17 protein-coding genes and 1 rRNA gene are annotated in these 17,645 nt (G+C 73.0%); 14 read left to right on the top strand and 4 right to left on the bottom strand.

Annotation, left to right across the window (positions count from 1 at the left end; genetic code table 11):
• The 5 genes from rrf to ACZ52J_RS18500 all read left to right on the top strand — a co-directional run.
• Nucleotides 1-91 (top strand): 5S ribosomal RNA (gene rrf / locus ACZ52J_RS18480); the annotation flags it as partial.
• Nucleotides 92-347: 256 nt separating this feature from the next.
• Complete coding sequence (locus ACZ52J_RS18485) at nucleotides 348-2,963, top strand: ATP-binding protein (protein WP_465620024.1); 2,616 nt, start codon at nucleotides 348-350, stop codon at nucleotides 2,961-2,963.
• A gap of 75 nt (nucleotides 2,964-3,038) precedes the next feature.
• Nucleotides 3,039-3,719: a response regulator gene (locus tag ACZ52J_RS18490; protein ID WP_049657530.1), complete on the top strand. Its 681-nt coding sequence runs from the start codon at nucleotides 3,039-3,041 to the stop codon at nucleotides 3,717-3,719.
• 65 nt (nucleotides 3,720-3,784) lie between these two features.
• The gene (locus ACZ52J_RS18495) at nucleotides 3,785-4,192 is read left to right on the top strand and encodes an OB-fold nucleic acid binding domain-containing protein (RefSeq protein ID WP_360504025.1); all 408 of its coding nucleotides are present in this window, start codon (nucleotides 3,785-3,787) and stop codon (nucleotides 4,190-4,192) included.
• A complete protein-coding gene (locus ACZ52J_RS18500; RefSeq protein WP_465620027.1) occupies nucleotides 4,189-4,917 on the top strand; it encodes a DUF3159 domain-containing protein in 729 nt (242 codons plus the stop codon). The genes ACZ52J_RS18495 and ACZ52J_RS18500 overlap by 4 nt, the downstream gene beginning before the upstream one ends.
• A 73-nt stretch (nucleotides 4,918-4,990) precedes the next feature.
• On the opposite strand, the gene ACZ52J_RS18505 is transcribed toward ACZ52J_RS18500, so the two are convergent.
• Together ACZ52J_RS18505 and ACZ52J_RS18510 are read right to left on the bottom strand one after the other, a co-directional pair.
• Nucleotides 4,991-5,662 (bottom strand): potassium channel family protein, encoded by a 672-nt coding sequence (locus tag ACZ52J_RS18505; protein ID WP_030060763.1) that lies wholly within the window; start codon nucleotides 5,660-5,662, stop codon nucleotides 4,991-4,993.
• On the bottom strand, nucleotides 5,662-6,330 hold the full coding sequence (locus ACZ52J_RS18510) for a potassium channel family protein (protein WP_465620029.1): 669 nt from the start codon (nucleotides 6,328-6,330) through the stop codon (nucleotides 5,662-5,664). Before ACZ52J_RS18510 ends, ACZ52J_RS18505 begins: the two co-directional genes overlap by 1 nt.
• A gap of 247 nt (nucleotides 6,331-6,577) precedes the next feature.
• On the opposite strand from ACZ52J_RS18510, the gene ACZ52J_RS18515 reads away from it, so the two are divergent.
• Together ACZ52J_RS18515 and ACZ52J_RS18520 are read left to right on the top strand one after the other, a co-directional pair.
• Nucleotides 6,578-8,653: an APC family permease gene (locus tag ACZ52J_RS18515; protein ID WP_465620287.1), complete on the top strand. Its 2,076-nt coding sequence runs from the start codon at nucleotides 6,578-6,580 to the stop codon at nucleotides 8,651-8,653.
• Nucleotides 8,654-9,033: 380 nt separating this feature from the next.
• Nucleotides 9,034-10,362, top strand: coding sequence for a class I SAM-dependent RNA methyltransferase (locus ACZ52J_RS18520; RefSeq protein ID WP_465620289.1), 1,329 nt, complete (start codon nucleotides 9,034-9,036; stop codon nucleotides 10,360-10,362).
• A gap of 165 nt (nucleotides 10,363-10,527) precedes the next feature.
• Here the strand turns inward: ACZ52J_RS18520 and ACZ52J_RS18525 are convergent, their stop codons facing one another.
• Nucleotides 10,528-10,725 carry a hypothetical protein gene (locus tag ACZ52J_RS18525; RefSeq protein WP_360504031.1) on the bottom strand — a complete coding sequence of 66 codons (198 nt, stop codon included), beginning with the start codon at nucleotides 10,723-10,725 and terminating at the stop codon, nucleotides 10,528-10,530.
• Nucleotides 10,726-11,016: 291 nt separating this feature from the next.
• Here ACZ52J_RS18525 and ACZ52J_RS18530 point away from each other — a divergent pair, with 291 nt between their 5' ends.
• Nucleotides 11,017-11,253 (top strand): toxin-antitoxin system HicB family antitoxin, encoded by a 237-nt coding sequence (locus tag ACZ52J_RS18530; RefSeq protein WP_360504033.1) that lies wholly within the window; start codon nucleotides 11,017-11,019, stop codon nucleotides 11,251-11,253.
• Nucleotides 11,250-11,678, top strand: a complete 429-nt coding sequence (locus tag ACZ52J_RS18535; protein ID WP_224284003.1) for a fic family toxin-antitoxin system, toxin component — start codon at nucleotides 11,250-11,252, stop codon at nucleotides 11,676-11,678. Before ACZ52J_RS18530 ends, ACZ52J_RS18535 begins: the two co-directional genes overlap by 4 nt.
• A 107-nt stretch (nucleotides 11,679-11,785) precedes the next feature.
• Here the strand turns inward: ACZ52J_RS18535 and ACZ52J_RS18540 are convergent, their stop codons facing one another.
• A complete protein-coding gene (locus ACZ52J_RS18540) occupies nucleotides 11,786-12,643 on the bottom strand; it encodes a GNAT family N-acetyltransferase (RefSeq protein WP_465620031.1) in 858 nt (285 codons plus the stop codon).
• Between the two features lie 225 nt (nucleotides 12,644-12,868).
• On the opposite strand from ACZ52J_RS18540, the gene ACZ52J_RS18545 reads away from it, so the two are divergent.
• The 5 genes from ACZ52J_RS18545 to ACZ52J_RS18565 all read left to right on the top strand — a co-directional run bounded on the left by ACZ52J_RS18545 (nucleotide 12,869) and on the right by ACZ52J_RS18565 (nucleotide 17,607).
• The gene (locus ACZ52J_RS18545) at nucleotides 12,869-13,777 is read left to right on the top strand and encodes an ATP-grasp domain-containing protein (protein WP_360504037.1); all 909 of its coding nucleotides are present in this window, start codon (nucleotides 12,869-12,871) and stop codon (nucleotides 13,775-13,777) included.
• Nucleotides 13,774-14,616 carry an ATP-grasp domain-containing protein gene (locus tag ACZ52J_RS18550; RefSeq protein ID WP_465620033.1) on the top strand — a complete coding sequence of 281 codons (843 nt, stop codon included), beginning with the start codon at nucleotides 13,774-13,776 and terminating at the stop codon, nucleotides 14,614-14,616. Before ACZ52J_RS18545 ends, ACZ52J_RS18550 begins: the two co-directional genes overlap by 4 nt.
• 143 nt (nucleotides 14,617-14,759) lie before the next feature.
• Complete coding sequence (locus ACZ52J_RS18555) at nucleotides 14,760-15,626, top strand: putative RNA methyltransferase (RefSeq protein WP_465620034.1); 867 nt, start codon at nucleotides 14,760-14,762, stop codon at nucleotides 15,624-15,626.
• 212 nt (nucleotides 15,627-15,838) lie between these two features.
• Nucleotides 15,839-17,221 carry an AAA family ATPase gene (locus tag ACZ52J_RS18560; protein WP_465620036.1) on the top strand — a complete coding sequence of 461 codons (1,383 nt, stop codon included), beginning with the start codon at nucleotides 15,839-15,841 and terminating at the stop codon, nucleotides 17,219-17,221.
• Nucleotides 17,218-17,607, top strand: coding sequence for a nucleotide pyrophosphohydrolase (locus ACZ52J_RS18565; protein WP_360504045.1), 390 nt, complete (start codon nucleotides 17,218-17,220; stop codon nucleotides 17,605-17,607). Before ACZ52J_RS18560 ends, ACZ52J_RS18565 begins: the two co-directional genes overlap by 4 nt.
• The last annotated feature ends 38 nt before the right edge of the window (nucleotides 17,608-17,645 follow it).

Raw genomic sequence — 17,645 nt, forward strand, 5'->3', positions numbered from 1 at the left:
GCCCGGTTACATTCCGAACCCGGAAGCTAAGCCTTACAGCGCCGATGGTACTGCAGGGGGGACCCTGTGGGAGAGTAGGACGCCGCCGAACAATCATTCAGAAGAACCCCCATCCGGATCCCGGATGGGGGTTCTTCGCGTTTCCCGGAAAATCGGCCGGACCCCGCCGGCCGGCCCCTGCCGAGTGACCCCCGCCAAGTGGCTGGTCCACCGTCAATATGCCGCTAAAACCGCCTGATCAGTGCATTGATCAGCGGAAAATCGCTGCTCACGCCGTAGTCTCGAAGGGGCGGGGAACAGGTGTCCGGGGGTGGCTCCCGGGCATGGCCGGATCAAGAATGGTGCTCATGGGACGAGGCAGGCTGCGCATCTACCTCGGGGCGGCCCCCGGGGTCGGTAAGACGTACGCCATGCTCGCCGAGGCGCACCGGCGGCACGAGCGCGGCACGGACGTCGTGGTGGCGTTCGTGGAGGACCACGGCCGCCGGCGTACCGCGGACATGGTCGCCGGGTTGGAAGTCGTGCTGCGGCAGCAGGTGGTGCACCGGAGCGCGCGGTTCTCCGAGATGGACCTGGACGCCGTCCTCGCCCGTCGCCCGCAGGTGGCGCTGGTGGACGAGCTGGCGCACACCAACGTGCCCGGCTGCCGCAACGAGAAGCGCTGGCAGGACGTCGAGGAGCTGCTGGCGGCCGGGATCGATGTGATCTCCACCGTGAACGTGCAGCACCTGGAGTCGCTCGGCGACGCCGTCGCGGGCATCACCGGAGTGCGTCAGCGCGAGACGGTCCCGGACGAGGTGGTCCGGCGGGCCGATCAGATCGAGCTCGTGGACATGTCCCCGCAGGCGCTGCGGCGGCGGCTGGCGCACGGGAACGTGTACGCGCCGGAGAAGATCGACGCGGCGCTCGCCAACTACTTCCGCCCCGGCAACCTGACCGCGCTGCGCGAGCTGGCGCTGCTGTGGACCGCCGACCGGGTGGACGAGTACCTGCAGAAGTACCGGGCCGAGCAGGGCATCGAGGGCACCTGGCAGGCCCGGGAGCGGATCGTGGTGGGCCTCACCGGCGGAGCCGAGGGGGCGACGCTGATCCGCCGGGCGGCCCGGATCGCGGCCAGGGTCTCCGGCGGTGAGCTGCTCGCCGTGCACATCTCCCGTTCGGACGGCCTGGTGGGCTCCGGCTCGCCGCAGACGCTGATCGAGCAGCGCGCGCTGGTGGAGAGCCTCGGCGGCTCCTTCCACGCCGTACTGGGTGACGACCCGGCCGCCGGGCTGCTGGACTTCGCCCGGGGCGTGAACGCCACCCAGATCGTGCTGGGCACCAGTCGGCGGCCCGCCTGGCAGTACCTGTACGGGCCGGGCGTCGGCACCACGGTGACCCGGGAGGCCGGGGACATCGACGTCCACATGGTCACCCACGAGCACGCCGGGCACGGGCGCGGCAGGGTTCCGGTCCGCCGGATCACCGACCTGGGCCGGACCCGGACCATCGCCGGCTGGTTGATCGGCCTGGCCGGTCCGCCGCTGATGGCGATCGTCCTGACGGCGATCGGCGGGCTGGGGCTCTCCACCGACATGCTGCTGTTCCTGTCGCTGACGGTGTGCGCGGCGCTGGTCGGTGGGCTGCTGCCGGCGATCGGCTCGGCGCTGGTCGGCTCCTCGGTGCTGAACTACTACTTCACGCCGCCGCTGCACACCTTCACCATCAACGAGCCGCAGAACATCATGGCGGTGGCGATATTCACCATCGTCGGCATATCGGTGGCGTCCGTGGTGGACCTGGCGGCTCGCCGGACCCACCAGGCGGCCCGCAGCCAGACCGAGGCGCAGACGCTCAGCGCGCTGGCCGGCACGGTGCTGCGGGGCGCGCCGAACGGGGACGGGGTGCTGACCGCGCTGATGGAGCAGGTCCGGGAGACCTTCGGGCAGGAGAGCGCCGCGCTGTTGGAGCGCCCGGAGCCGCTCGGCCCCTGGGTGCCGGTGGCCACCGCCGGGCCGCGGCCGCCGGAGCGGCCGGAGACGGCCGACGTGGACGTCCCGGTCGGCGAGAGCCTGGCGCTGGTGCTGCGCGGCCGGGTGCTGCCCGGGGCGGACCGGCGTCTGCTCGGGGCCTTCGCCGCGCAGGCCGCCGTGGTGCTGGAGCGCCGCCGGCTGTCCCGGGAGGCCGTCGCGGCCAGGCGGGAGGCCGAGGGCAACCGGATCCGTACGGCTCTGCTGGCCGCCGTCTCGCACGACCTGCGCACCCCGCTGGCGGGTATCAAGGCGTCGGTGAGCTCGCTGCGCTCGGCGGACGTCGACTGGGATCCGGAGGACGAGGCCGAGCTGCTGGCCGGGATCGAGGACGGCGCCGACCGGCTGGACCACCTGATCAACAACCTGCTCGACATGAGCCGGCTGCAGACCGGGACCGTCACCCCGCTGATCCAGGAGACCGACCTGGACGAGGTGGTGCCCTACGCGCTCGGCGGGGTGCCGCCGGACTCCGTCCGTCTGGACGTGCCGGAGACGCTCCCGATGATCCGGGCCGACGGTGGGCTGCTGGAGCGCTCGCTGGCCAACCTGGTGGAGAACGCCGTCAAGTACAGCCCGGACGGCGTCAAGGTGCTGGTCAAGGCCGATGCGCTGGTGCAGCCGGGGGTGCCGGGCCGGGTCGAGCTGCGGATCGTCGACCGCGGGCCGGGGGTGCCCGAGGAGGCCAAGGAGAAGATCTTCGCGCCGTTCCAGCGCTACGGCGACGCGCCGCGCGGCGCCGGCGTGGGTCTCGGGCTCGCGGTGGCGCGCGGCTTCGTCGAGGCGATGGACGGCAGCGTCACCGCCGAGGACACCCCCGGCGGCGGCCTGACCATGGTCGTCAGCCTGCCGGCCGTCGAGCGGCCGCCCGAGCCGGCGGAGTCGCCCGAGCCGCCGGAGCCGGGTGAGCCGAACGGCGGCGGGAGCGGCGCGGTCTCGGAGCTGATCACATGAGAAGGAAAGCCGAAAGCCGAAATCCCGTTCCACAGTCCTCAACTCACGACAAGCCCTGAAAGGCGGAGCCCGTAAATGACCCGGGTCCTCGTCGTGGACGACGAACCGCAGATCGTCCGCGCGCTGGTGATCAACCTCAAGGCCCGCAAGTACGAGGTGGACGCGGCCCATGACGGCGCGAGCGCCCTGGAACTGGCCGCGGCCCGCCATCCGGACGTCGTCGTCCTCGACCTCGGCCTGCCCGACATGGACGGGGTCGAGGTGATCCGCGGGCTGCGCGGCTGGACCCGGGTGCCGATCATCGTGCTGTCGGCCCGGCACGCCTCGGACGAGAAGGTCGAGGCCCTGGACGCCGGCGCCGACGACTACGTCACCAAGCCGTTCGGCATGGACGAGCTGCTCGCCCGGATGCGGGCCGCCGTGCGGCGGGCCGAGCCGGTGGCCGGGGAGGCCGACTCGCTGGTCGTCACCGAGAGCTTCACGGTCGACCTCGCCGCCAAGAAGGTCAACCGGGACGGCGCCGACGTACGCCTCACCCCGACCGAGTGGCACCTGCTGGAGGTCCTCGTCCGCAACGCGGGGCGGCTGGTCAGCCAGACCCAGCTGCTGCAGGAGGTGTGGGGCCCGGCCTACCGGACCGAGACCAACTACCTGCGGGTCTACCTCGCCCAGCTGCGCCGGAAGCTGGAGCGGGACCCCTCGCACCCGCGCCACTTCATCACCGAACCGGGAATGGGATACCGGTTCGAGAGCTGACCGCCGTTGCCCCCGGCGGCCGTACGACCTGCCGCCGGGGGCCCGGAAACCGGTACCCTTCCGACATGAGTGGTGACAACAGCAGTGGCCAGCCGCAGGGGCGGTTCCGCCGCATGCTCAGTCGGCTGACCTCCTCGGCCGAGGAACTGGACGCCGAGGACCTGCGTCAGGAGAGCGCCGCGGAGTCGGGATGCAGGCCGATCGCCGGCTGCGCGGACCGCGACCTGGTCACCGTCGCGGGCACGCTGCGCACGGTGACGCTCCGCCCGCGGGCCGGGGTGCCGGCCCTCGAGGCCGAACTCTTCGACGGCACCGAGGCCTTGGACGTGGTCTGGCTCGGCCGTCGCTCGATCGCGGGCATAGAGCCCGGCCGCAGGCTGGTCGCCAGCGGTCGGATCAGCCACGCGCGCGGGCGCCGCGTGCTGTTCAACCCCCGCTACGAGCTGCGTCCGGTCGGACACGGGAGCGAATGAGCGTGAGCAACCAGCCCGGCGGCGATGCCGCCCAGCTCGACCTGGCCCACGACGCGGCGGCCGAGGAGGCCGCCCGCAAGGCCGCCTCCAAGGAGGCCGCCGACACGGTCATGAAGGCCTTCGGCGGCGTGCGCGGCATGATCGACATGACGCTGCCCGGCCTGGTCTTCATCGTCACGTACAACCTCACCCACCAGGTCAGCACCTCGGCCTGGGCCGCGCTCGGCCTGAGCGCCCTGTTCGTGGTGGCCCGGCTGGCGAAGCGGGAGACCATCCAGCACGCCTTCAGCGGGGTGTTCGGCGTCGCACTCGGCGCCTGGATCTCGATGAAGAGCGGCAAGGCCGAGGACTTCTACCTGCCCGGCCTGCTCTGGAACGTCGCCTACAGCCTCGCCCTGGCGGTCTCCGCGCTGGTGCGCTGGCCGATGATCGGGGTGATGCTCGGCCCGATCACCGGCGAGATGTTCACCTGGCGCAAGGAGAACCCGGGTCGGCTCGCCGCCTACACCAAGGCGACCTGGGCCTGGGTGGTGATCATGGGCCTCAAGCCGGTGATCCTCTTCCCGCTGTACTTCACCCACAACGTCAACCTGCTGGGCTGGCTGAAGGTCGCCCTCGGCATCCCGCCGATGCTGCTGGCGATGTACGTCACCTGGCAGATCCTGCTGAAGGCGCCGCCGCCGATCAAGGCGCCGCTGGACGACGAGGAGGAGCCGGCGAAGTAGCCGTCTCCGCACGGCCGAGGGCCCGCACCCGTTCGGGTGCGGGCCCTCAGCCGTGTTTCGGGGTCCTACCGTCCTACTGGGCGCCGGAGGTGGCCGACAGCAGCTCCTCCAGCTCCTCCTCGCGCTCCTGGGCGGCGACGAAGAGCAGCTCGTCGCCGCCCTCCAGGGTGTCGTCCTTGCCCGGCACCAGCACCCGGCCCTCGCGGATGATGGTCACCAGCGCGGTGTCCTGCGGCCAGGCCACGTCGCCGACCCGGGTGCCGACCAGCTCGGTGTCGGAGGCCAGGGTCAGCTCGACCAGGTTGGCGTTGCCCTGGCTGAAGCGCATCAGGCGGACGAGGTCGCCGACGCTGACCGCCTCCTCGACCAGGGCGGACATCAGGCGCGGCGTGGACACGGCCACGTCCACGCCCCAGGACTCGTTGAAGAGCCACTCGTTCTTGGGGTTGTTCACCCGGGCGACCACCCGCGGCACCGCGTACTCGGTCTTGGCGAGCAGCGAGACGACCAGGTTGACCTTGTCGTCGCCGGTCGCGGCGATCACCACGTGGCAGCGCTGCAGGGCGGCCTCGTCCAGCGAGGTGATCTCGCAGGCGTCGGCCAGCAGCCACTCCGCCATCGGCACCCGCTCCACCGAGATGGAGTTGGGGTTCTTGTCGATCAGCAGGACCTCGTGGCCGTTCTCCAGCAGCTCGCCCGCGATCGAGCGGCCCACGGCACCGGCCCCGGCAATGGCGACCCGCATCAGTGACCCTCCTCCTTCGGCCCCTGCGCGAACGCGGCCTCGACGGCCGTCAGGTCGGCCCGGCGCAGCATCACGTGCACCAGGTCGCCCTCCTGCACCACCATCTGCGGCGTGGGCAGGACGCCCTCGCCGAGCCGGGTGACGAACGCCACCCGGGTGCCGGAGGCCTCTTCCAGCAGGCCGATCCGGTGGCCGACCCAGCGCGGGTCGTACGCGACCTCGGCCAGCTGCACGCCGCCGCTCGGGTCCTGCCACAGCGGCTCGGCGCCGCTCGGCAGCAGCCGGCGCAGCATCTGGTCGGCGGTCCAGCGGACCGTCGCCACGGTCGGGATGCCCAGGCGCTGGTACACCTCGGCGCGGCGGGGGTCGTAGATCCGGGCGGCGACGTTCTCGACGCCGAAGTTCTCCCGGGCCACCCGCGCGGCGATGATGTTGGAGTTGTCGCCGCTGGAGACCGCGGCGAACGCGCCGGCCTCCTCGATGCCCGCCTCGCGCAGGGTGTCCTGGTCGAAGCCGACACCGGTCACCCGGCGCCCCTTGAACCCGGCGCCCAGCCGGCGGAACGCGGTCGGGTCCTGGTCGACCACGGCCACCGAGTGGCCCTGTTTCTCCAGCGCTCTCGCGAGGGCGGACCCCACGCGGCCGCAGCCCATGATGACGATGTGCACCGGCGCTACCTCACCCGTTCCGTCGGGGTACTGACCTGCGCAAACACCGTTCATCTCCCTTTCTCGCCCGGCTGTCCGGGACGAGCGTTCTCGTGGGGCGCCGGCCTCGGCAACACCCGACAATCCGAGTGTTGCCCACCGACTCGTATCCGACACGCTAGCCGGTCCATAGAACGCAGTCGCGACGAAGGGGGGGACAAACGGCGGAGCCTTGTCCGGGAAGCCCCTACGATTCCTTAACGTGCCTATGCCGAAAGACCTTCCGAAACGCATCCTGATCGGGCGCGCGCTGCGCAGCGACAAACTGGGCGAGACCCTTCTCCCGAAGCGGATCGCGCTGCCCGTGTTCGCCTCGGACGCGCTCTCCTCGGTCGCGTACGCCCCCGAGGAGATCCTGCTCACCCTGTCCATCGCGGGCACCTCGGCGATTCACTTCTCGTGGCAGATCGGCCTCGTCGTCGCGATCGTCATGCTCGCCGTGGTGGCCTCGTACCGGCAGAACGTGCACGCCTATCCGAGCGGCGGCGGCGACTACGAGGTCGCGACCGTGAACCACGGGCCCAACTCGGGCATGGTGGTGGCGGCCGCCCTGATGGTCGACTACGTGCTCACCGTGGCCGTCTCCACCACCTCGGGCGTGGCCAACGTCGTCTCCGCCGTTCCCTCGCTCCGCGGCCACGAACTGACCTTGTCGGTGATCGTGGTCGTCCTGCTGATGGGCATGAACCTGCGCGGTGTGCGCGAATCCGGTACCGCCTTCGCCGTTCCCACCTACGCCTTCATGATCGGCGTCATCGGGATGGTCGGCTACGGGGTGTTCCGGCACTTCGCGCTCGGCCAGGACATGCCCGCCGAGAGTTCCGGCTTCCACCTCATGCCCACGCCCGGCAACGGTTCGCTGGCGGGCTTCGCGATGGTCTTCCTGCTGCTGAAGTCCTTCTCCTCCGGCTGCGCCGCGCTCACCGGCGTGGAGGCGATCTCCAACGGCGTGCCGGCCTTCCGCAAGCCCAAGAGCAAGAACGCCGCCACCACGCTGCTGATGATGGCGAGCATCGCCGTCGTGATGTTCATGGGCATCATCTGGCTGGCCCGCCTCACCGGCGTCCAGATGGCCGAGAACCCCGCCGAGCAGCTCGGCGGCGCCGCCTCCGACTACCACCAGAAGACCGCGCTGGCCCAGATCAGCGAGGCGGTCTTCAACAACTTCACGCCCGGCTTCTACTTCGTCGCCGCCGTGACCGGCCTGATCCTGGTGCTCGCCGCCAACACCGCCTTCAACGGCTTCCCGGTGCTCGGCTCGATCCTGGCCCAGGACCGCTACCTGCCGCGTCAGCTGCACACCCGCGGTGACCGGCTGGCCTTCTCCAACGGCATCATCCTGCTGGCGATCGCCGCGATCCTGTTCGTCATCGCCTTCGACGCCGACCCGAACCGGCTGATCCAGCTCTACATCGTCGGCGTCTTCGTCTCCTTCAACATGAGCCAGTCCGGCATGATCCGGCACTGGACCCGGCTGCTGCGCACCGAGGCCGACCCGGCCAAGCGCCGCCACATGCAGCGCAGCCGGGCGATCAACACCTTCGGCCTGGTGATGACCATGGCCGTGCTGATCGTCGTCCTGGTCACCAAGATCAGCCACGCCTGGATCGCGATCGCGGCGATGGTCGTGCTGTTCGTGATGATGAAGGGCATCCGGCGCCACTACGACCGGGTCTCCGCGGAGCTCATCGCCGCCGAGGAGGCGGACGACGTGGTGCTGCCCACCCGGGTGCACGCCATCGTGCTGGTCTCCAAGCTGCACAAGCCGGCGCTGCGCGCCCTCGCGTACGCCAAGCTGGCCCGCGCCCACACCCTGGAGGCCCTCACGGTCAACGTGGACCCGGCCGACACGGCGGCGCTGCGGCAGGAGTGGGACGAGCGCGGCATCGAGGTGCCGCTCAAGGTGCTGGACTCGCCGTTCCGCGAGATCACCGGGCCGATCCTGGACTACGTGAAGAACCTGCGGCGCAGCAGCCCGCGCGACGTGGTCTCGGTCTACATCCCCGAGTACGTGGTCGGCCACTGGTACGAGCACCTGCTGCACAACCAGAGCGCGCTGCGGCTCAAGGGCCGACTGCTGTTCAAGCCCGGTGTGATGGTCACCTCGGTGCCTTGGCAGCTGGAGTCCTCCGAGCGGCGCAAGCCGCAGAAGGCCTGGTCGGCGCCGGGTGCCGTCCGGCGTGGCGAGCCTCGGGCGCCGAAGGCCGTAAAGTCGAAGGATTCCGTCTCCACCGGTGCGAGCGCCGGCGACACCTCCGACCGCAGCAAGGACTCCTCCCAGTGACGCGCAACACTCCGCCCCGCTCCTCGGGCTCCTCCGGCAAGGGCTCCCACCGGGGCGGCTCCAAGCCCGGGCAGGTCGCCCGGCCGCGCTGGGGCCGGCCGTCCCGTCCGGAGGCCACCGACCGCGACGGCCTGACCGCGCGCACCGCGCCGGTCGTTCCGGGGGAACCGACCCCGTCGGAGGACCGGACGCCGGTCCGGGACGCGGGCGGCAAGAACGCGGGCAAGGGCACGGCCGGCAAGGGCGCCGGGAAGGGCGCTGCGAAGGGCGCGGGCGGCAAGGGTGCCGAGAAGAGCGCCGCCGGTACCGGCGGGGCCGCTCGGAAGGCGCCGCGCAAGCAGGCGGTGCGGCCGCCGAAGGTCCTGCGCACCGCCGCGCGGGTGCCGCGATCCGAGACGCCGTCCGGCGAGCCGCTGGCCGGACAGCGGTACGAGGTCGAGATCGGCCCGGTCGCGCACGGCGGCGGGCACTGCGTGGCCCGGCACGAGGGGCGGGTGCTGTTCGTGCGGCACGCGCTGCCCGGTGAGAAGGTCGTCGCGCTGGTGACCGAGGGCACCACCACCTCGCGGTTCCTGCGGGCCGACGCGGTGGAGGTCCTGGAACCCGCCAAGGAGCGGATCGAGGCGCCGTGCCCGTTCGCCGGACCCGGCAAGTGCGGCGGCTGCGACTGGCAGCACGTCACCCCGGGCGGGCAGCGCAAGCTCAAGGCGGCGGTGCTGACCGAGCAGCTGGCCAAGCTGGCCGGGCTCACCCCGGCCGAGGCGGGCTGGGACGGCAGCGTCGAGCCGGTCGGCGGCAAGCTCCAGGCCGGGGAGGTGCCGGCCTGGCGTACCCGGGTCCAGTACGCGGTGGACCCGGAGACCGGGAAGGTCGGCCTGCGCAAGCACCGCTCGCACGACCTGCAGCCGGTGGACCGCTGCCTGATCGCCGCCGAGGGCGTCACCGAGCTGGGCATCGAGGCCCGGGACTGGCCGGGCGTGGCCTCGGTCGAGGTGTTCGCCGCGTCCGGTTCCTCGGACCGCCAGGTGGTGCTGACCCCGCGGCCCGGCGCCCAGCTGCCGCTGGTCGAGCTGGACAAGCCGGTGTCGATCGCCCGGGTGGACGAGCAGGGCGACGTGCACCGGGTGCACGGGCGCAGCTTCGTGCGCGAGCGGGCGGCCGGGCGGACCTGGCGGATCAGCAACGGCGGTTTCTGGCAGATCCACCCGGAGGCGCCGGACACCCTGGTCGACGCCGTGCTGGACGGCCTGGACCCGCAGTGGGGCGAGAACGCGCTCGACCTGTACTGCGGCGTCGGCCTGTTCGCGGGCGCGCTGGCCGACCGGGTCGGCGAGGAGGGCGCGGTGCTCGGCATCGAGTCCGCCAAGCAGGCCGTGGTCGACGCCCGGCACAACCTGGCCGCGCTGGACAACGTGCGGATCGAGTGCGACCGGGTCGAGACGCTGCTGCCGCGCACCGGCATCACCGCCACCGACCTGATCGTCCTGGACCCGCCGCGTTCGGGCGCCGGGCGCGAGACCGTGGCGCACCTGGTCGGCCTGGAGGCGCGCCGGATCGCGTACGTGGCCTGCGACCCGGCGGCGCTCGCCCGGGACCTGAAGTTCTTCAGCGAGGGCGGCTACCGGCCGGTGTCGCTGCGGGCCTTCGACCTGTTCCCGATGACGCACCACTTCGAGTGCGTGGCGATCCTGGAGCCGACCGGGAAGTGACCCGTTCGGCCTAATCGGCCGATTCGGCCTCATCGGTAGGTTCGGTCGGTCTGACGCTGGTCGGAGGCTGGTCGGACTCAGGAGGCGGTACCCGCTCGGCGGGTGCCGCCTCCTCGTCGTTGCACGGCGGGGCAGGGCAAGGCAGGGCGGGCCGGATCGGGCCGGTCAGGGCTCGTTGTGTTCCTCCTCGTCGGCGCTGTGCGGGAGGTCGATGCCGTGCTGGGAGGCGAGCCGGAGGAGCGAGGCGACCCGGCCCTCGTACGCCTGGACGCCGTCGGCGTCCCCTTCGGCCCGCGCCGCCATGAGGTCCCGGCGGGCCTGGGCGAGCTGCTCGCGCAGCTCCTGGTCGAACATGGCTGTCATTGCCGGCCTCCACACCGGTCGGTGCCGCTCAGTGGATCGCTCAGGGGAGTTCAGAGTCCCGGATGGTGAAGGACTCTTCAAGTCTCGCTCCTCCTGCCGGGGGTGGGGTGGCGGTGGGCGGGTATGGGAGATGGGCGGCCCGGAGCGGTGGCGGGTGACGGCTTCGGCTGCGGATGGCGGGTTCGACCACGGCTTCGGTGACGGGGAGGTTGCGTGGGGGCGTGCGGCAGGTGTGCGGGCGGTGGGCGTGCGCCCTTGTTGTGCTAGCACTTCGGCGCTAGCTTGAAGGGCATGGCCAAGAAGCAGCTGAACGTCCGTGTGGACGCCACGACCGCGGAGATGGCCCGGGAACGGGCGGAGCAGCAGGGGATCAGCATGAACCAGTACATCGAGCGCCTGGTCCAGCAGGACATGGGCGAGTCCGGCCGGGCCTTCGTCGACGCGGCCGCGCAGTTCATGAAGGAGTACGAGTCGGCCTTCCTCGCCGAGTTCGGGGAGCCGGGCGATATCCAGGACGTGCGCCGTTGAAACTGGAGGTCGACCTCTCGTGGCTGCTCATGACCGCCGAGCAGTACACGCCCGGTGACCCGCAGGTCACCGACTACGGCTCGCTGCTCGCGGCCGTCACCCGGCACCAGGCCGAGATATTCGACATCGCGGTCTACCCCGAGCCGCAGGACCGCGCCGCGGCGCTGATGCACCAGCTGATCCGGGTGCCGGCCCTGGAGAAGACCAACGAGCTCTTCGCGACCGCCGTCGCGTACGCCTACCTCGTCGCCAGCGGCTGCACCGTCGCCACCACCGCCCGCGAGGTGCGCAGCCTCTCCCGGGCCATCCGCGAGGGACGGCTCGGGGTGTCCGGCGTCGCCGAGCGGCTGGCGGCGTGGGTGGTGGACGAGGCCGAGGGGGAGGGTGTCACCGGGGCGGACGAGGAGGACGAGGACGACGACTGACCTTCGTGGCCGTCGTCCCCATCGGCCCCATCGGCCGCATCGTGGCTGCTGTCCCCGCCGTCGCCGTCGTGTCTCGCTGGGGTGTGTCCGCTGCGCCACCGGCCCGGCTAGGCCTGGGGCGAGGCGGGCTCCGCGATCAGGGCCGTCGCGAACAGGCGGAAGCCGGCCCGGCGGTAGATCCGGGCGACGTCCTCGTCGGAGGCGGACAGGAACACCGTCCGTACGCCGTTGGCCCGGGCGTGAGCGACCAGGGCCGCCGTGACCGCGAGGCCCAGGCCGCGCCGACGGGCGGAGGGCAGGGTGCCCACGCCGACCAGCTCGCCGACCGGGCCCACCGGGTTGTACTGGCCGGCGGACAGGACGTCGCTGCCGTCCAGCGCGGCGGCTAGGGCGGTGACGCCGTCGGTGATCCGCTGCACGGTCCGCGCCACCCCGCCATCGGCCGTCAACCTCGCCGCGCTCTCGGCCAGTTCGGCCGCGCCGGCCGCGCCGATGGCGGTGCCCGGGGCGCCGAACGCCACGTGCGGAACGGCCACCGCCTCGGCCAGCTCGGGCGCGTCCGCGGCCAGTACCCGCACCTCGACCCCCTCCGCCGGTACCGGCGCCGGGGCCGGCTCGTCCTGCGGGCCCAGCACCAGCAGCGGGTGCTCGTGCACCGTCAGGCCCGCCGCTTCGGCCGCCGCGCGCAGCTCGGGGTTCTGCTCGGCCACCCACTCGAAGGCCTCCGGAACGCCCAGCTCGCGCTGCCGCTCCAGCACCCGGCGGACGTCCTCGGCGGTGGCGGCCGGGCCGTCGTGACCGAGCGTCGGGCGGGCGTAGTAGTGCCAGCCGGTCTCGCCCCTGCGGACGAAGAGGGTCAGCGGGCCGAAGTCCTCAGTACGGGCGGCGCTGCGCGGTACGGCGTCGTAGTAGTGCTCGATCTCGTCGAGCAGCGGGCGGTCGGGAGCATGATCGTCAGAAGTCACGGCGTGCATCCAAGCAGGCGCGCGGGTGGGCTGCCACCGATTTGCGGGCGCCGATCCGGCCGGTCGGGGGTCGGACGGGAGCGCTTCGGGCGGCGATTGTTGCCGAACGCTTACCGGTCCGCAGCGATCTTGTGCGCACACAGCGTGCATGCTGATGCTTTTACAGCTCTGCCGAGGGGGACGGCGGACGTCTGAACTCGGCGAGGCAAGGGGGAAGACAGGCCCATGAGGCTCTGCTTTCTGGTGGAGGAACACTACCGGCACGACGGCATGCCGCTCGATGTGGCACGCCAACTCACCGCGTGGGGGCACCGGGTCGACGTGCTGCGCCCCGGGGACTCGCTGCTGGCGATCTCCGAGGCGGTCCGGGCCGGCAGCCACGACGCCTGGGTGCTCAAGACCGTCTCCGGCGGGCCCGGGCTGACCCTGCTGGAGGCGGCCGCCGCCGTCGGCCTCACCACGGTGAACGACGTGCGCTCGATCCGCGGCGTCCGGGACAAGGCGCTCGCCGCGGTGATCGGCCGTACCCGAGGGCTGCCCGTCCCGGTGACGTACGCGGCCGCGCGGTGGGAGCGGCTCGCGGAGATCCCTGCGGCCGAGTACCCGCTGGTGGTCAAGCCCGCCGACGGCAGCTCCGGGCGCGCCGTCCGGCTGGTGCGCAACCCCGACCACCTCTTCGAGGTCGGGCCCGAGCTGGCCGGGGAGGGGCTGCTGATCGCTCAGCCGTACGTGCCGAACTCCGGCACCGACCTCAAGGTGTACTGCGTCGACGGCGACCTCTTCGCGACGGAACGCTCCTCCCCGCTGCACCCCGGGCAGGGCGTGCGGGAGCGGCAGGTGCCGCTGCCGGCGAGCGTCGCGCGGATCGTGGCGCAGGTCGGCGAGGTGTTCGGGCTGGACCTGTTCGGGGTCGACGTGCTGCTCGGGCCGGACGGGCCGGTGGTGGTCGACATCAACGACTTCCCGAGCTTCCGGCAGGTGCCGGACGCCGTGGCGAGGGTCGCCCGGGCGGTGCTGCGGCTCGCGCGCAGCGGGACGGCCGTCTCGGTGCCCGGCGAGCCCGCCGCCGCACTGGTGTCGGCGGGCGGGGTGCCCTACGGGCAACTGGGCTTCGGCGAGGGGGAGCTGCTGTGAGGGTCGGGCTGATCGCCGGGGACCCGGGGCACCCGGTGCTGGCGGCGACCGCCGCGCTGCTGGTGGAGCGCGGCCACGAGGTGGTGGCCGTTCCGCCCGCGGGGCCGGTCGGGGAGGCCCCGGGACTCGCGGACCTTGAGGGACTCGCGGACCTTGCGGGACTTGCGGATGTCTACCTGCTCAAGGCTCGTACGCCCCAAGCGCTGGCGCTGGCCGGTGAGTTGGAGCGACGGGGCGCGCCGGTGGTCAACTCGGCGGCGGCGACGGAACTCTGCCAGGACCGGGTGCGGATGGCCGACCTCGCGCGTGCCGCCGGACTGCCGTTCACGGCGACGGTCGACGCCGGACGACTGGGCGAACTCGCCGTCCCCGCCTACCCGTTCGTGGTCAAGAGCCGGCACAGCAGGCGGCGCGACCTGGTCGCGCGCGTCGACGGCCCGGACCGGCTGCGCGAACTCGCCGAGCGCTGGGCCGAGGAGCCCGTCGTCACCCAGCCGTTCGTCCCCGGGACCGGCTGGGACCAGAAGCTGTGGGTGATCGACGGGCAGGTGTTCGCCGCCCGGCGGCGGTCCGAGCTCGCCTCCGAGTCGGGGGAGTCGGGGCCGGCGGCGGACTGGGAGCCGCCCGCCGAGCGGGCAGCGCTCGCGCTGCGCGTGGGCGAGGTGTTCGGGCTCGACGTGTACGGGGTCGACCTGCTCGACGGGCCGGCCGAGCCCGTCATCGTCGATGTCAACGCCTTCCCCGGGGTCCGGGGTCGGCCCGGCGCGCCCGAGGCGCTCGCCGGGCTCGCGCTGCGGGTCGCGGCGGAGCAGGGGCGACCGCTGGTGGGGCGGGGGTGAACGCCGGCGGAGCCGGGCCGGCTGCTGGTGGGGCCGGGGTACCAGGCCGGACGCCGGGCCGGTTCGCACGGTCAGGCAGGAGGGGTCGTTAGGCTGGCTGGCGCCCCGACCGGCCGGGGCGCACGGCGAGAGAAGACGGAACGTTGCTGCAGGACATCGAGCGCTACCTGGCCTGCCCCCTCTGCGCGCAGGCCCTCACCCGGCACGACCGCAGCCTGCGCTGCACCGCCGGGCACAGCTTCGACCTCGCCAAGCAGGGCTACGTCAGCCTCCTCGCCGGCGACGCCCACACCGGCACCGGGGACACCGCCGAGATGGTCGCCGCCCGCGCCGACTTCCTCGCCGCCGGGCACTACCGGCCCATCGCGGACGCCCTCGCCGAGGCCGCCACTGAGGCCGCCCTCGACGAGGCCGCCGCCGCCGCGCCCGCCGGTGAGCCCGACGGGCTGGTCGCCGACCTCGGTGCCGGCACCGGCCACTACCTGGCCCACGTCCTCGACGCCCTGCCCGACCGGGTCGGCGCCGCCCTCGACATTTCCAAGTACGCGCTGCGCCGCGCCGCCAAGGCGCACCCGCGGATCGGCGCCGTCGTCTGCGACGCCTGGCGCCCGCTGCCGCTGCTCGACGGCTCCGCCGAGCTGATGCTCAACGTCTTCGCCCCGCGCAACGGGCCGGAGATCCGGCGGGTGCTGCGCCCCGGCGGCACCCTGCTGCTGGTCTCGCCCACCGCCCGACACCTGCGGGAACTCGTCGACGCCCTGGGGCTGCTGTCGGTGGACGAGGAGAAGCAGCGGCGGATCGACGAGAAGCTCGGCCCCTACCTGACGCCGGTGGGGCGGCGGGAGGTCGAGTTCACGCTGCGGCTCGGCCCGCAGGACGTGCGTACCGTCGTCGGCATGGGGCCCAGTGCCTGGCACACCGATCCGGAGCGGCTCGGTGCCGCGCTCGCGGCGCTGCCGGACCCGGTCGAGGTGACCGCCTCGGTGACGGTGGCCGCCTACCGGCGCTGAGCGCTTCGGGGCAGCTCGGGCCGCTTCGGGGCGCGAGCGGGGTGGGCGGTCAGCGGGTCGGGGTGGGGCGCCACGTTGGGATGAATCTGCCGTGCAGGCACGTTTCTGCCGGTCGGCCTGAGGCTAACGTCCGACGGGTGAACCGCGACGCCACCAGGCCTGCCGGGCCGGCCCCCCTCCGACCGGACGCCCCAGGGCCCGACCGGCCGCCCGTGCCACGCCCCACCGTCGAGGAGCTCCGGCTCACCTCGTTCAAGTCCTACCGGCGTGCGGTCCTGCCCCTCGCGCCCCTCACCGTGCTGCACGGGCCCGCCGGGGTCGGCAAGTCCAACGCCCTCGACGCGCTGGCGGTGCTGTCCCGGCTCGCGCTCGGCGAGGAGATCGCCGACTCGCTGGACGGGCTGCCCGACCGCACCGGCCCACTTGCCCTGCCCGTCCGGGGCGGACTGGACGGTTGCGTCCCGCACGGGCGGGACGCGATCATCCTCGGCTGCACCGTCCGCTCCCCGCACGGCCGGATCCGGCTCGACGTCGTGATCCGCACCGACGGCCCGGTCCGGATCGCTCGGGAGTCGCTCACCCTCGACGGCCGGACCCTCGTGGACACCGGCGAGCAGGACGTCCGCAACCGGCGGGTCAACGTCTGCTGGCACAACGACACCCGGCAGGGCGACATCCGGGCGCCCTTCCCCAGCGGCACCATGATCACCGCGCAGCTGCCGCTGCGGGTCGCGGGCTCCTCGGCCGGCGAGTGCCTGGTCCTGGCCGCCACCGAGGACCTGCTCACCGCGCTGCGCGAGGTCTTCCCGCTGCACCCCGTCCCCGCCCTGATGCGCGGCTGGGCCCGGGCCGACCCGCAGGCCCGGCTGCGCGGCAACGCCGCCAACATCTCCGCCGTCATCGCCCGGCTGGGCAACGAGTGCCCGCGCCGGTACGGGCAGCTGCTGCGCGTCGTGCAGTCTGCCGCGCCGCACCCACTGCTCGGGCTCACCGTGGCCGAGCGCGAGAGCGACGCGGGCGTACGGCGCGTCCTGGCCGTCTTCGACGAAGGCGTCCTCGGGCGCACCGGCGCCGACCAGGCCTCCGACGGCATGCTGCGCCACCTCGCCTTCGCCGCGGTGCTGCTGACCGGGGCCGGGGTGCTCGACCTCGACGTGGCCGCCGAGGTGCCGTGGGCGCACCGGCAGCTCATCGTGCTGGCCGAGGACCTGGGGGCCGGGCTCTCCACCGAGCAGGCCGCCTCGCTGCTGCGACTGGCCCGGGAGATGGCGGAGCGCAGCCAGCTCCGGGTGGTGGCCGCGCTGCAGGAGCCGGCGGCGGCACGGGAGGCACTGGGCGGTGCGGGCGAGGTGCGGTCGGGGGACGTTCGGGCGGCGGACGTTCGGGCGGGCGAGGTGCGGTCGGGTGCGGTGGTGGTCGTCGAGTGCCGGAGGGACCCGGACTCGGGGTTCACGGTGCTGCGGCCGGAGACGGGCCGGGTACCGGTCCAGGGCGGACGCGGGGAGGGGACGGACGGGGCCGCGGAGGGGGAGCGGTCGGCGGTGGAGGGGCCCGGGCCGGCGGCGGGCGGCGATGGGGTAGACCTGGAGGGGTGAGCGAACGAGTGACGGGACCGGGGGAGCCGACCCTGGAGGCCCTGCGGCAGCGGCTGGTGGACTTCGCGGCGGCCCGGCGGTGGGAGCCCTTCCACACGCCGAAGAACCTGGCGGCGGCGCTGAGCGTCGAGGCGGGGGAGCTGCTGGAGATCTTCCAGTGGCTGACGCCCGAGCAGGCGGCCGCGGTGATGTCCGAGCCGGAGCGTGCGCACCGGGTGCGGGACGAGGTCGCGGACGTGCTGGCGTACCTGCTGCAGTTCTGTACGGCGGTCGGGGTGGACCCCCTGGAGGCCCTCGCGGCCAAGATCGAGCGGAACGAGCACCGCTTCCCGGTGCCGGACGGATCGGCTGACGTCAACTCGGACGTGGGCGACCAACCCTTGTGAGGGACAGAAGTTATCCACAACCCCGGACTTGTCCACAG

Source organism: Kitasatospora sp. NPDC034035, assembly GCF_055575755.1.

What these genes read in the sequence shown, in the direction of transcription:
- ACZ52J_RS18485 (WP_465620024.1), top strand. Translation starts at nt 348, where the DNA reads ATGGGACGAGGCAGGCTGCGCATCTACCTCGGGGCGGCCCCCGGGGTC.
- ACZ52J_RS18490 (WP_049657530.1), top strand. Translation starts at nt 3,039, where the DNA reads ATGACCCGGGTCCTCGTCGTGGACGACGAACCGCAGATCGTCCGCGCG.
- ACZ52J_RS18495 (WP_360504025.1), top strand. Translation starts at nt 3,785, where the DNA reads ATGAGTGGTGACAACAGCAGTGGCCAGCCGCAGGGGCGGTTCCGCCGC.
- ACZ52J_RS18500 (WP_465620027.1), top strand. Translation starts at nt 4,189, where the DNA reads ATGAGCGTGAGCAACCAGCCCGGCGGCGATGCCGCCCAGCTCGACCTG.
- ACZ52J_RS18505 (WP_030060763.1), bottom strand. Translation starts at nt 5,662, where the DNA reads ATGCGGGTCGCCATTGCCGGGGCCGGTGCCGTGGGCCGCTCGATCGCG.
- ACZ52J_RS18515 (WP_465620287.1), top strand. Translation starts at nt 6,578, where the DNA reads ATGCCGAAAGACCTTCCGAAACGCATCCTGATCGGGCGCGCGCTGCGC.
- ACZ52J_RS18525 (WP_360504031.1), bottom strand. Translation starts at nt 10,725, where the DNA reads ATGACAGCCATGTTCGACCAGGAGCTGCGCGAGCAGCTCGCCCAGGCC.
- ACZ52J_RS18530 (WP_360504033.1), top strand. Translation starts at nt 11,017, where the DNA reads ATGGCCAAGAAGCAGCTGAACGTCCGTGTGGACGCCACGACCGCGGAG.
- ACZ52J_RS18545 (WP_360504037.1), top strand. Translation starts at nt 12,869, where the DNA reads ATGAGGCTCTGCTTTCTGGTGGAGGAACACTACCGGCACGACGGCATG.